Here is a 12,747-nt window from a genome sequence, read left to right as displayed (position 1 = left end):
GGGTTCGTCAGGTCCAGCGTCCGGTGCCGCTGGTGCCGGCCGTGCCGGTGAGCTGTCGCAGCAGGGGGGTGCGGCGCACCTTGCCCGTGCCGGTGCGCGGCACCTGTTCCCAGCGCAGGGCGACGGGGTCGGCCAGCGGCGGCAGGCCGCGTACCGCCGCGCGCCAGTCGGCGAGGTCGAGGCGGCCGTCGGCGGTGACCACGACGGGCAGCGGGGCGCCGCCGGCGCCGGTGAGGACGATGCATTCGAGCGCCTGCGGCAGCCGCTGTTCGAGCAGGTCCTCGGCGTGCAGGCAGCTCAGTCGCGGGCTGTGGTCGACCTCGCGGTCGAGCAGTTCGACGCTTCCGTCGCGGTTGCGCACGCCGATGTCGCCGGTGTTCCACCAGCCGCCGTGCTGCTTGGCGGACCAGCGATCCTCCTCGCCGACGTACTCCAGGGCGCGGGCGTGGGTGCGGGCCAGTACGAGTCCGGCCCGGCCTCGGGGCAGCGGCCGGAAGGTGTCGGGGTCGACCACCCGCAGCCGGGTCTTGACCGGGATGGGGCGGCCGAGGTTGCGGGTGCCGGGGCCGGGCAGGGTGCCGCCGGGGCCCCGACGGTGGAAGCGGAAGGTCAGCGGGCCGGTCTCGGTCTGCCCCCAGCCCTGCATCCACAGCGGGCTGCGGCGCCGGCTGGCCGCGAGGTAGGCGCGGATGGTGGGCGGGTGCATGGCGTCGTAGGTGCTGACGAAGAGGCGTACGTCGCGAAAGGGGTTGTCGAGCCGTTCGGTCAGCGGCCGGAAGCGGACGTAGGAGGCGGGGAGCGCCTCGACGACGGTGGGCGGGTGGGCGCGCAGCACGGGGTCGGCGAGGTCGGGGTCCTGGGTGGTGACGACGACGAGGTGTGCGGGGGCCAGGCACAGGGTGCTCGCGGTCCAGCAGAAGGTCCGGCCGTGGGCGAAGGAGCTGGCGTTGAGGAGGGTGTCGTCGCGGCGGACGCCGATCCTCGGGTAGCGCACGCACTCGAAGCGGGCCAGTTTGCGGATGATGGTGCGGGTGGAGTGGGTGACGAGTTTGGGCACGCCGGTGGTGCCGGAGGTGTGGTTGATGACCAGGGGTTCGTCGTCTGCGCGGCGGATCGGGGCGGGCGGGGTGTGCCCGCGTACGTCGTCGGGGCCGAGGGTGCCGGGCACGTCGTCGTCCAGGACGAGGGTGGCGGTGGCGAGCGCGGCCGGGTCGGGGCCTTCGCCGCGGGCGCGTTCGAGGATGTGTGCGGAGGTGACGAGGAGGGCCGGGGAGAGGCGGGTGAGCAGGGTGGCGAGGGCGTCGCCGGACAGTCCGGCGGACAGTTGCGCGGGTACGGCGCCGAGGCGTACGGCGGCGCAGGCGAGCAGGTCGTAGTCCCAGTGGTTGTCCTTGACGATGGCGACCCGGTCGCCGCGCCGGACGCCGGCCGCGGCGAGCTGCCCGGCCGTCTCCCGTACGAGGAGGGCGAGTTGGGGGACGGTCCAGTCGGTGCCGGCCTGCGGGGCGATGTCGAAGGGGCGGTCGAGGTGGACGGCCGTGCCGGTGGCGTGTGCGGCGCACTCGTCGAACAGGACGCCCATGTCATGCGGTTTCACGGGCCTCGCTCCTCGGGGTCACGGTGGTCGGGCGGGGGGTGCGGGCGGTGGGTACGGGGCGCAGCCGGGCCAGGACGCGGGAGGCGGCGAGCGCCCCGGAGCGGACGGCGCCCTCGCCGGCGGGGCGCAGCATCACCCAGTCGCCCGCGTACTCCACAGGGCGCAGCGGCCGGGCCATGAAGGCCGGGCGGTGGCGCAGTGCCTCGGGGGTGGCCTCGGGCAGGCCGTGGGCGAAGGTGTGGGTGAAGTGGCGGCGCGGGGCGGTGTCCAGGCCGGGGATGTAGCGGGTGGCGGCCCGGACGAGCCGGTCGGCGGTCTCCTGCCGGGTGGCGCCGCGGAGTTCGGGGATGCGCCGCGGGTCGGCCATGAGGGTCAGCAGGCCCTTTCCGGCGGGTGCGCGGCCGGGGTGTTTGGCGTGGTCGACGATGATGCCGGAGAGCACGTCGTCCTCGGCGTCGGGTGTGAGCAGGGCGTACAGGGGCCGGCGGGAGGGCGGTGCGAGGGGCCGGTCCAGCAGGCAGCTGACCTTGAGGGTGGGGGTGAAGGTGCACGCGGTGAGGAAGTCCCGTTCGTCCTCGGGTGCTTCGGGGCGCAGCTTGGCCGCCACGGGTGCGGGGACGCACAGGACGGCGGCGCGTGCGGTGACGGTGCCCGCGGAGCCGTGCAGCCGGACGGTGTCACCGTCGGCGGCGACCTCGTGCACGGGGCTGCCGGTGGCGATGTCGAGGCCGTCGGCGAGGCGGCGGGCGAGCAGGTCCATGCCGTCGTGGTAGGTGCGCCAGCCGGTGACCGGTCCGACGGCCTGCATGAGGCCGATCAGCGGGGCGGCGGCGGAGCGGGCGGTGTCCCAGCCGAAGAAGCAGCCGGCGACGGGCTGGAGCAGATAGTCGTGGAGGTCGGGGTGGTAGCGGCGGGCGAAGTCCGCGACGGTGTGGGCGCCCGCGGGGGTGCGTTCGGGGCGGTCGGTGTCGAACCGGCGGCGGTGCACGGCGGTCCAGGCCAGGAAGCGGGCGAGGTCGAGGCGGGCGCGGGGGGTGAGTCCGGCGCCGATCAGGAGGGCGGCCGGGTCGGCGACGCCGGGGTGGGCGCGGCCGTCGCGCCATACGCCGACGGCCTTGCCGATGCGCGGTACCTCGCGGGCGGTCACACCCAGCCGGGCCAGCAGCTCCCAGGTGGCGCGGTAGCCGCGTTCGGGGATCTGCTCGGCGCCCTCGTCGATCAGGTATCCGTCGTGCCGTACGGTGTGCATCCGGCCGCCGACGTGGGCCTGTTCCTCGAAGACGCGCACCTGGAGGCCGGCGCGGGTCAGTTCGTGCGCGGTGGTCAGGCCGGCCACGCCCGCGCCGATCACGGCGACGTCCAGGTCGGGGCTCATCGGGCGGCTCCCGCGGCGTCGATCAGGTTGGCGGCGATCAGCAGGACGAAGCCGACCCGGTGCGCCGTGAAGCCGATGCGGCGCGCCCGCATGATGTCGCCGGTGCGGAAGCCGATCAGGTACTGGCGGGTGCGCAGGGCGGTCACGGGCAGCATCAGCGCCACGAACCACCAGGGGGCGATGCCGGTGGCGGAGGCCGCCGCGCCGAGCAGGAACTCGGCGGCGGAGAGCGCCCCGACGAAGACGGCGTTGCCGCGCTGGGAGGTGAGGGCGGCCACGGTCGGGCGGCCGACGGAGCGGTCCCCGGCGACGTCGTTGGTGTTGGAGTAGACCCCGAACATGAGCGGTCCGAGACCGAACAGCACACCCTGGACGAGCAGGAAGGCGGAGAAGCGGCCGGCCGCGAGACCGTAGGCGCCCATGACCATGGCCACGCCGAGGCCGCAGATGAACGCTTCCTGGAAGCCGTGGTAGCTGATCTTCAGGCCGTAGGAGTACTGGAGCGACACCACGAACAGGGCGGCGATCAGGACGACGGTCCAGGTGGGGCGGTGCGGGGCGGTCTGGATCGCGGCGGCCCACAGCACGGCGCCGACGGCCGCGGTGACCCAGGCGAAGCGCAGCGCCTCGGGCACCGTGAGCGTTCCGGCGACCAGGGGCTTGCGGCGTTTGTTGCGCAGCGGGTCGTCGGGGCCGTAGTTGGTGATGTCGCTGCCGTCGCGGTAGCCGGTCACGTCGTCCAGGGCGACCATCGACATGATCACGAAGACGGAGCCGAGCAGGAACAGCGCCGACGGGACGAGGACCGCCGTGGCCGCCCCGCGGTCCGCCGGCAGCACCGCCGACAGGGCCACGGCGATGGCCGGGTAGTAGTCGTAGACGTCGAGTTTGCCCAGCCGGGCGTAGCTCCTGAGCTTGCTCTCCGCCGGTATGTCGCCGGCCGCGAAGGTGTGGGCCTCGGCGCTGCTGGTCATCGGCTCCGCTCCTTTCCTCTGCAGGGGGCTGCTGTGCACGGAAAACCGTCGGAAATCATTGGCCCGGGAATCACCGCTGCGCGAAGCACAGGTCAGGGAATTCACTCCGGGTGTGCGTGAGCGCGTAAATGCGGCGCTCACCGAATTCCGGCCGGAATGCCGAGAAGGACTGTAGGACCGGGGCGGGACCGTCCGACACCGATGCCCGGCGGGGTTCGCCCCAACGGGTGACGCCGGGTGTATCCGGGCTGCGCATCGGACCACCGAGGTAGTTGAACGTTCCTACAAGTCAAGGGGGTTGAAGAGGAGCGATGCCCGCCGGTCGGCCGTTCACCTCTCGCACACCCGAACAAGCGGGAACCCCGCACACTCACTCGTACGGGCTATCTGTCGCCGCCGGAGTTCGGCGCGGGCACGCCTGGGTAATTCTGCGTCCGTACGATCCGAAAGGCGGCGGGGACGATTTCCGGCCGCGCTTTTCAGCCGCCTTCGATTTCCCGCCCGCCGCGCAAGCGAAAAGGAGTCACATGCCTCCGACCGGCATCCAGCAGGAACGCCTCCACCAACGCTTCGATCTGTACGACGCCGACCGCGACGGCCGCATCGACCGCTCGGACCTGGAACAGGAGGCCCGGCGCATCGTGCGGGCCTTCGAGGAGCCCGAGAACTCGCCCCGGGCGCAGGCGTTGCTGACCGCCTACCCGCAGATGTTCGACTACCTCACCGAACGCGGCGGTCACGCCCCCGGATCGGCCATGACGAAGGATGAGTTCGTCGCCGTCGCCCACCAGGAGATGCTCCAGCACGGTCCGGCCGGCTTCGGCCGGGTGCTGCGCCCCAGCATCCGCGCCATGGTCGACCTGTGCGACACCGACGGCGACGGGCAGGTGAACCCGGCCGAGTTCCGCACCTGGCTGAAGGCCATCAGCGGCGACATCGACGCCGAGGCGGCCTTCTCGGCGATCGACGCCGACGGGGACGGCCGGCTGACCGTCGACGAGCTGGTGGCGGCGGTCGGCCGCTACCACGCCGGCGAGACGGACGCCCCCCTCCTCGGTGTCTGAGCGGGCCCGGTGACCGGATGGGGCACACCTGTCCGGTCCCGGCGGGGCGGCTGACCGGCGCCCGCCTGCTGTGGGCACGCGGCGCGCTGGCCGCCCTGGCGCTCGGCGAAGGACTGCCCGGCGCCTGGGCGCTCGGCCGGCCGCGCGGCTTCTACGACGCCTTCCCGCTTCCCGGCCACTCCTGGGTGGCCCTGTTCCCGCCCTACAACGAGCACCTGGTGCGCGATTTCGGCGCCGCCGTGCTCGCGATGGCCGCGGTGATCGGCTGGGCCGCCTGGAGTGCGCGACCGGGTCCGGTGCGGGCCGCCGCCACCGCGCTGCTCGTCTTCTCCGTGCCCCATCTCGCCTTCCACCTGAGGCACTTGGGCCGCGCGGACGGAGTTGAGGCGGTCGCGCAACTGCTCTCGCTGGTGCTGCCCGTCGTCCTGGCGGTCACCGCGCTGGCGGCGACGGCCGGGGCGGCGGGGCGGGACGGGGCCGCGCGCACCGGCCCGCCCGGGACGGCGCGAACCGGCACATCCGGGGCCGCGGGAGCCGCCGCACCCGGGACCACCCGCACCGCCGCACACACCACCGATCCAACCGACCCGCATACCACCACCCGAAGTAACACCCCGACAGAAACCCCAAGGGAAAGAGGAACCCAGATGACCACCAGCGTCCAGGCACAGCGGCTCGACCGGCGCTTCGAGCTGTGGGACAGCAACGGCGACGGCCGGATCGACCGCGGCGACTGGGAGGCCGAGGCGCACCGCATCCTCAAGTCGTTCCAGGAGACGCCCGCCTCGCCCAAGGGCCAGGCACTCCTGGAGGCCTACCTCGGGATGTGGAGCTACCTGGCGGAGCACGCGCAGCTCGGCCCGAACGGCTCCCTCGACCGGGCGCAGTTCCACGCCCTGGTCTCCGAGCACATCCTGGACCGCGGCAAGGAGGGCTTCGACGAGGTCCTCCGGCCCACCGTCACCGCCATCCTCGGCCTGGCCGACACGGACGGCGACGGACACGTCGACCCGAAGGAGTTCCGCGCCTGGATCAAGGCCATCGGCGCCGAGGAGTCCACCGCCGACGAGGCGTTCCGCGCCATCGACGCCAACGACGACGGCCGGCTGAGCGTGGACGAGCTGGTGGAGTCCGTGCACCGGTACCACGCGGGCGAGCTGGACGTCGCTCTGCTGTGACGGGTGCCGTCTAGGACCGGTCCCTCTCCCGGCGATTCCTCGCTCTCCGTACCGCCGGGAGGGGGCCGTCCGCTGCCCGCGGCCCCGTTCGACTCCCACGGCGCCCGCCGTACGCCCCTGTCCGCCCGCCCCGAGGACCCATGCCGCCCCGAGAATCCGTAAGCCACACGACCACCGACTCCGCCGCCGACCCCGCTACCGACCCCGCCGCTGCCCCGCCGGGCCGTCCGGTGCCCTTCTTCACCCAGGCCGTCTCCTTCGAGGAGGCCTGGCCCGACATCCGCGCCCGCGTGAGCGAGGTGATCGACGACGGCAAGTACTCGCACGGGCGCCAGGTCGGCCGGCTGGAGACGGCGTTGGCCGAGTGGACCGGCGCCCGGCACTGCGTCGCCGTGAACAGCGGCACCGACGCCCTCGTCCTGCTGCTGCGCGCCTGCGGCCTTCAGCCGGGACAGGAAGTGGTGGTGCCTGCGTTCAGCTTCATCGCCACCGCCTCGTCCGTCGTGCTGGCCGGCGGCCGCCCCGCCTTCGCCGACATCGACCCGGTGACGTACGCGCTCGATCCCCGCTCGGCGGCGGACGCCGTCACCGAGCGCACCGCGATGCTGATGCCCGTGCATCTGTTCTGCCAGATGGCGGACATGGGCGCGCTGGCCCAGGTGGCACGCCGGCACGGGCTGACGCTGGTCGAGGACAGCGCCGAGGCGATCGGCATGCGCTGGGACGGCGTCCACGCGGGCCTGCTGGGCGCGGGCGGCGTCCTGTCGTTCTTCCCCACCAAGACGCTCGGCGCGATCGGCGACGCCGGCGCGATCCTCACCGACGACGCGCGCATCGCCGAGACGGCTGCGGCACTGCGCCACCACGGCCGCACCGGACGCACCCTGGCGCACTTCCCCGGCATCTCCAACGCCACCGAACTCAACGGCGTCAACAGCAAGATGGACGACCTCCAGGCCGCCGTCCTGCTGGCCAAGCTGCCGCGGCTCGCACACGCGGTGCGCCGCCGGGCCGAACTCGCCGCCGCCTACACCGAACGGCTCCGCGACATCCCGGGCCTGCTGCGGCTGCCGACCCTGGTGCCGCGTGACGTGGCCACGGACGCGGTGTTCTACGTCTATCTGATCGAGGCCGAGCGGCGGGACGCGCTGGTGGACCATCTCGCCGCCCATGGCGTGGGGACCGAGACGTACTACCCGGTGCCGCTGCACCTCCAGCCGTGCTTCAGCGAACTCGGCCACAAGCGGGGCGAGTTCCCGAACGCGGAGGCCGCCTGCGAGCGTACGGTCGCGCTGCCGTTCCACCCGGACCTGACGACGGCCGACATCGACACGGTCTGTGATCTGATCCGCCGCTTCTACACCGGGAGGGCCGCATGACCGGGCCGGGGACCATTCCGTTCTTCGCCCCCGATCTGTTCGAGGAGGACCGCGAGGTCCTGCTGGACCTGGTGCGGCGGACCGGCACGGCCGGGGAGCAGAAGTTCATCCTGGGCGAGCGCACCGCCGCCTTCGAGCGGGCGCTGGGCGAGACGCTGGGCGGGGCCGAGGTGGTCGCCTGCTCCAGCGGCACCTCCGCCCTCACCCTGATCCTCACCGCCATGGGGGTCGGCCCCGGCGACGAGGTGGTCGTCCCCGCCTACGGCTGCGCCCCGCTCGGCAACACCGTGGCCAACCTGGGGGCCACTCCCGTCTTCGCGGACATCGACCCGGTGACGATGGTGGTCGATCCGGCGGAGGTGGAGGCCGCGATCACCGCGCGGACGAAGGCGCTGCTGCCCGCGCACATGTTCTCGGTGATGGCCGACATGCCGCGGATGCGGGAGATCACTCGGCGGCACGGCGTACGGCTGGTGGAGGACTCCGCCGTCGCGCAGGGCGGGGTGCTGGACGGGCGGCCGGCCGGGACCTGGGGCGAGGCGGGGCTCTTCTCCTTCGTCCAGGTGAAGACCTTCGGCACCGCCGGTGAGGGCGGCGCGGTGGTCACCGAGGACGCCGAACTGGCGCGTGTCGTACGGGCGTTGCGCAACCACGGGCAGGACGGGCAGCGGTTCGTCCACCAACGCGTCGGCTGCAACAGCCGGTTCGACGAGGTGCAGGCGGCTTTCCAGCTGCACCGGCTGCCGGGCTTCCCCGCCCGGCTGGAGCGCCGGGCGCGTATCGCCGACTACTACACCGAGCGGTTCACGCCGCTCGGTGAGCGGGGCGTCGTGCCGCCCCCGCCGGGCCGCAACGGCCGCTGCTACTACGTCTATTCGCTGCTCGCCGACGAGCGCGACGCGCTCAAGGAGCACTTGGCGGCGCACGGGGTGAGCAGCCACGTCTACTATCCCGCGCCGCTCCCCCACCAGCCGGCCTTCGCCCGCTTCGCGTCGCCCGGCCGGCAGTGGCCCCACGCGCTGGCGGCGAGCCGGCGCCAGCTGGCGATCCCGATCAATCCGCACCTCACGGACGCGCAGGTCGAGCACATCGCCGACACGGTGTGCGCCTTCGCGGCGGCGGGACGGGGGTGAAGGCTGGTCGGCCGCGGCGGGAGGGGGATGACATGGCCCGGCCGCGACGGGGCGGGCGTGAGGTTGCCCGGTCGTGGCGGAGCATGGTCGGGGTTGCCCGGCCGCGGCGGGGCCTGGTTGGGGTTGTCCGGCGGTGGCCGGGAGGGGCGGGGCGCCGGTCCCGGCCGCGTGTGCGGTCACAGCACGTGGGCGGTGGTGTGGCGCAGCCGGCCACGGGTGTCGAGCAGCAACGGGGCCCAGTGCGGCAGGTCTTCGACGGGCAGGACGCTGTGGTCCTGGAGCAGGACGGTCAGGTCGGCCTCGGCCGCCGCCTCCCGCAACCGCGCGGCGCGGGGCACCGGGACGCCGTCGACCGTCCAGGCGTCGGCGTACGGGTCGTGGTAGCCGACGTGCGCACCGGCCTCGCGCAGCAGCCGGGTGAGCGGTGCGGCCGGGGTGGAGCGCAGATCGCGGCTGTCGCGCTTGTACGTCACCCCCACCAGCAGCAGCCGGGCCCCGGCGATGTCCTTGCCCGCGCCGCGCAGCAGGCCGGTGGCGCGGCGTACGACGTGTGCGGGCATCCCGGCGTTGATCTGCTGGGCCAGTTCGACCAGGCGCAGCGGGCGGCCGGCGGTGCGGGCCCAGTGGGTGAGGTAGGCGGGGTCGACGGGGATGCAGTGGCCGCCGACGCCCGGGCCGGGGTGGAAGCGCTGGTAGCCGAAGGGTTTGCTGCCGGCGCAGTCGAGGGCGTCCCACACGTCGACGCCGAGGGCGCTCGCGGTGACGGCGAGTTCGTTGACGAGGGCGATGTTGACGCTGCGGTAGACGTTCTCCAGCAGTTTCGCCAGTTCCGCCTCGCGCGCCGACCCGGCTTCCACGACCCGGTCGCACAGCCGCCGGAAGAAGCCGGCCGCGGCGGCCGTGCAGCCGGGTGTGCACCCGCCCACCACCCGCGGGGTGTTGCGGATGCCGAAGTGCTCGTTGCCCGGGTCGATGCGCTCGGGCGAGAAGGCCAGCGCGAAGTCCCGCCCGGCGGTGAGACCGGACGCCTCCTCCAGGAGGGGGCGTACGACGCCGTCCGTCGTGCCGGGATAGGAGGTGGACTCCAGCACGACGAGGGTGCCCGGTTTGAGGTGGGCGCCCACGGTGCGGGCCGCCGTGCGCACCTGGGTGAGGTCCGGCTGCCCGGCCTCGTCCAGGGGCGTCGGCACGCACACGACCGTGACCGCGGCCTCGGCCAGGAGGCCCGGGTCCGCGGTGGCGCGGAATCCGCGCGACCGCATGCGGGCCAGGTCGGCGTCCGTCACGTCGGAGATATGGGAACGGCCGGATTCCAGGGCCGCGATCACGGCGGAATTCTCGTCCAGGCCGATGACACGCATTCCCGACGCGCATGCCTCACGCGCCAGTGGAAGTCCCGTGTACCCCAGCCCGATGACGGCGACAGTTTCCACCGCTTCCCTTCCCTCACATCCATACGAACCCCCGGTTGCCGCGGCAACTTTAGGCGGCTGACCACGACAGAGCACCAGGTCGGAAGGCACGTCACCCGAAATGATGAAAAGCGTATCGAGAAAGGTCATCTCGTCTCTATCGTGATCGTCCGGTGCCATCGGCGATCGATGGATGCCAGCTGCAATCGATATTTTTCCCGGGCATGGAAATGCCCGGGAAACGGGTAGCGTTCAGACGCCGAATGAGATCCCGAATACGGGTGCGCATACGGCTCTGAATAGGCCCCTGGAGAGGGTCCGGGACGTTTCCGTCGGCTCCGCGGCCGACGAGAAGGACGAGAGGGGGGATGTCCGTATGCCGCTCGGTACCTTGCTCATCGGGCTCGGCCGGGCCGGTGCGGGGCTCCATCTGCCGGTGCTGCGCCGGGCGCGCACCGCGTACGCGGACCTGTTCGCGGACCGTCCGGTGCTGGGTGTCGATCCGGGGCTCGGACCGGTGGCGCGGGCGGACGGGCTCGAGGTCGTCGGCTCGCTGGACGACGCGAGCCGCCGGCTCGACCCCGCCGCCACCGTCGTGCACGTGTGCACTCCGCCGGCCGTGCGGGCCGCGCTGCTGGAGGAGGCGGCACACCTCGGTTACCGGCGGTTCGTCGTGGAGAAGCCCCTCGCCGCCGACCGTACGGCGCTCGGCCGGGTCCTGGACGTCGTACGACGGCGGGACCTGCGCGTCCACGTCGTCTCCCCGTGGCTGCACAGCGCGCTCACCGACCGGCTCGCCGCCCTGCTCGACGGCGGCCTCGGCGAGGTCCGTTCGGTCACCGTCGTGCAGGACAAGGCGCGGTTCCGCCGGTCGCTGACCAACGGCAGCCACACCAGCGCCCTGGAGGTGGAGATCCCGCACGCGCTCGGCGTCCTGCTGCGGCTGCTGGGGGACGCCGAGGTGCGCGGGGCGTCCTGCACGGATCTGCGGTGGGGCGAGCGGGTCGTCCCGCGGATGGGCGGCGCCCGGCTCACGCTGCGCCATCGCAGCGGGGTGCGCAGCCGTGTCCGCTGCGATCTCACCTCGCCGGTGCGCCGACGCCGGATCACCGTGGAGACCACGACCGGCGCGCGTTTCGTCGGCCACTATCCCGTCGCGCAGGACGACGACGTCGCCCAGCTCGACGTGTGGCGGGACGGGCGCGGGGAGCGGGAGTTGCTCCACGACGACGCGCTGAGCCGGTGCCTGGTCCACGCCTACCGCGGTTTCGCCGAAGGCGACGGCCCGGGCGCTACGGCCGGGGCCGCCGACGGACTGCGCCTGCACGCGCGTGCCGTGGAACTCCTCGACGACGCCCGCCGCCTCACCGCCACCGAGGCCGCACCACACCCCCTCCCCCACGACACGTGTCCCGTCCCCCGCCCTCAGGAGGCCGCCCGCCATGCCGGCTGACACCCACCCGGCGACCACGTCACCCACCGGCCCACCGCCGGCCGGTCCGCCGCCCCTCGGCGCGCCTTCCACCGCGACGCCCCTCGCCCCCACACCGCCCACCGCGCCGCCGACCGGCATCCGGTACGCCGGTATCGGTGACGAGGCGGCGCCCGGCCTCGCCGACCAGCTCGCCGCGCTGGACGAACTCGGCTGGAACGCGATCGAGTTGCGCGGCGTCGAGGGCCGCGCTCTCGCCGACCTGGACGAGCGCGCGTTCGGCGCGGTCGCCGACCGGCTCGCCGCCGCAGGCGTCCAGGTCGTCTGCGTCGACTCGCGCATCGCCGACTGGAGCCGCCCGATCACCGGCCCGTTCGAGGACGACTTGGCCGAGCTGCGGGTCCTGGCCCGGCGCTGCGCCGTCCTCGGCACCCGTCACGTGCGGGTGATGTCGTACCCCAACGACGGGTTGGACGAGACGGATTGGGCCCGCCGGGTACGGCGGCGGATGACCGCGCTGGCCCGGGAGGCCGAGGACGCCGGTCTGGTCCTGCTGCACGAGAACTGCGCCGGCTGGGCCGGTACGAGCGCCGAGCGGATGCTCGACCTGCTCGACCACGTCGCCAGCCCGGCGCTGCGGCTCCTGTTCGACATCGGCAACGGCGTCCACTACGGCTACGACGCGGCGACCCTCCTGGAGCAGGTCGTCGGCCACGTGGCCCATGTGCACATCAAGGACGCCGTGCCCACGCCCACCGGCCGCGCCGCCTACACCCTCCCCGGACAGGGCCGCTCCCGGGTGCGCGAGTGCCTGACGACGCTGCTGCGGCACGGTTTCACCGGCGCCTGGTCGATCGAGCCGCACACCCATCTGCGCCCGCACGAGGGCGCAGACACCCGGCAGGACAGCGGCACGGCGGCGTTCGTCGCCTACGGACGCGCGCTGGAGCGTCTGGTCGCCGAAGAGGTCCTGCCGTCCCTCACCGCCGCGCCGCACGGGGGCGGACGTGACTGAGGGGGCCCAGGGGCCCGGCGCCCCACGGTCCGGCACCCGCCTGCCCGGCCCTCGGCCGTCCGGCACCCGCCTGCCCGGTGCCCGGCCGTCCGACGCCCCACCGTACGACGCCGGACCGCCCGGCGTTCGGCCGTCCGACCCTCGGCCGTCCGCCACCAGGCCGTCCGCCACCGAGCCGTCCGGCGCTC

Annotated in this window: 10 protein-coding genes; 6 read left to right on the top strand and 4 right to left on the bottom strand. The window is 73.6% G+C overall.

All coding sequences use genetic code 11. From position 1 onward, the window contains the following. Positions 1–7: 7 nt before the first annotated feature. The 3 genes from K7787_RS21100 to K7787_RS21090 are packed head-to-tail and all read right to left on the bottom strand — an operon-like array spanning position 8 to position 3,946. Positions 8–1,582: an AMP-binding protein gene (locus K7787_RS21100; protein ID WP_223002564.1), complete on the bottom strand. Its 1,575-nt coding sequence runs from the start codon at positions 1,580–1,582 to the stop codon at positions 8–10. Position 1,583: 1 nt separating this feature from the next. Then, positions 1,584–2,972, bottom strand: a complete 1,389-nt coding sequence (locus tag K7787_RS21095) for a protoporphyrinogen/coproporphyrinogen oxidase (protein WP_223002545.1) — start codon at positions 2,970–2,972, stop codon at positions 1,584–1,586. Beyond that, positions 2,969–3,946 carry a UbiA family prenyltransferase gene (locus tag K7787_RS21090; RefSeq protein ID WP_223002544.1) on the bottom strand — a complete coding sequence of 326 codons (978 nt, stop codon included), beginning with the start codon at positions 3,944–3,946 and terminating at the stop codon, positions 2,969–2,971. Before K7787_RS21090 ends, K7787_RS21095 begins: the two co-directional genes overlap by 4 nt. A gap of 527 nt (positions 3,947–4,473) precedes the next feature. Between K7787_RS21090 and K7787_RS21085 the strand changes: the two genes are divergently transcribed. The 4 genes from K7787_RS21085 to K7787_RS21070 all read left to right on the top strand — a co-directional run bounded on the left by K7787_RS21085 (position 4,474) and on the right by K7787_RS21070 (position 8,700). After that, complete coding sequence (locus K7787_RS21085; RefSeq protein WP_009192630.1) at positions 4,474–5,010, top strand: EF-hand domain-containing protein; 537 nt, start codon at positions 4,474–4,476, stop codon at positions 5,008–5,010. 17 nt (positions 5,011–5,027) lie between these two features. Beyond that, the gene (locus tag K7787_RS21080; protein ID WP_223002543.1) at positions 5,028–6,188 is read left to right on the top strand and encodes an EF-hand domain-containing protein; all 1,161 of its coding nucleotides are present in this window, start codon (positions 5,028–5,030) and stop codon (positions 6,186–6,188) included. A 140-nt stretch (positions 6,189–6,328) separates the two neighbouring features. Next, positions 6,329–7,567, top strand: a complete 1,239-nt coding sequence (locus K7787_RS21075; protein ID WP_247721131.1) for a DegT/DnrJ/EryC1/StrS family aminotransferase — start codon at positions 6,329–6,331, stop codon at positions 7,565–7,567. Then, positions 7,564–8,700 (top strand): DegT/DnrJ/EryC1/StrS family aminotransferase, encoded by a 1,137-nt coding sequence (locus tag K7787_RS21070; protein WP_223002542.1) that lies wholly within the window; start codon positions 7,564–7,566, stop codon positions 8,698–8,700. The genes K7787_RS21075 and K7787_RS21070 overlap by 4 nt, the downstream gene beginning before the upstream one ends. 176 nt (positions 8,701–8,876) lie before the next feature. Here the strand turns inward: K7787_RS21070 and K7787_RS21065 are convergent, their stop codons facing one another. Next, positions 8,877–10,115: a nucleotide sugar dehydrogenase gene (locus K7787_RS21065; protein WP_308036416.1), complete on the bottom strand. Its 1,239-nt coding sequence runs from the start codon at positions 10,113–10,115 to the stop codon at positions 8,877–8,879. 373 nt (positions 10,116–10,488) lie between these two features. Here K7787_RS21065 and K7787_RS21060 point away from each other — a divergent pair, with 373 nt between their 5' ends. Both K7787_RS21060 and K7787_RS21055 read left to right on the top strand, forming a co-directional pair. Beyond that, positions 10,489–11,565 carry a Gfo/Idh/MocA family protein gene (locus K7787_RS21060; RefSeq protein WP_223002540.1) on the top strand — a complete coding sequence of 359 codons (1,077 nt, stop codon included), beginning with the start codon at positions 10,489–10,491 and terminating at the stop codon, positions 11,563–11,565. After that, positions 11,555–12,559 carry a sugar phosphate isomerase/epimerase family protein gene (locus K7787_RS21055; RefSeq protein ID WP_223002539.1) on the top strand — a complete coding sequence of 335 codons (1,005 nt, stop codon included), beginning with the start codon at positions 11,555–11,557 and terminating at the stop codon, positions 12,557–12,559. Before K7787_RS21060 ends, K7787_RS21055 begins: the two co-directional genes overlap by 11 nt. The last annotated feature ends 188 nt before the right edge of the window (positions 12,560–12,747 follow it).

Origin of the sequence: Streptomyces sennicomposti (assembly GCF_019890635.1) — a bacterium.
GTDB classification, from domain to species: domain Bacteria; phylum Actinomycetota; class Actinomycetes; order Streptomycetales; family Streptomycetaceae; genus Streptomyces; species Streptomyces sennicomposti.
The sequence above is the reverse complement of the archived record's forward strand: the minus strand, read 5'-3'. Positions and strand labels throughout refer to the sequence as shown.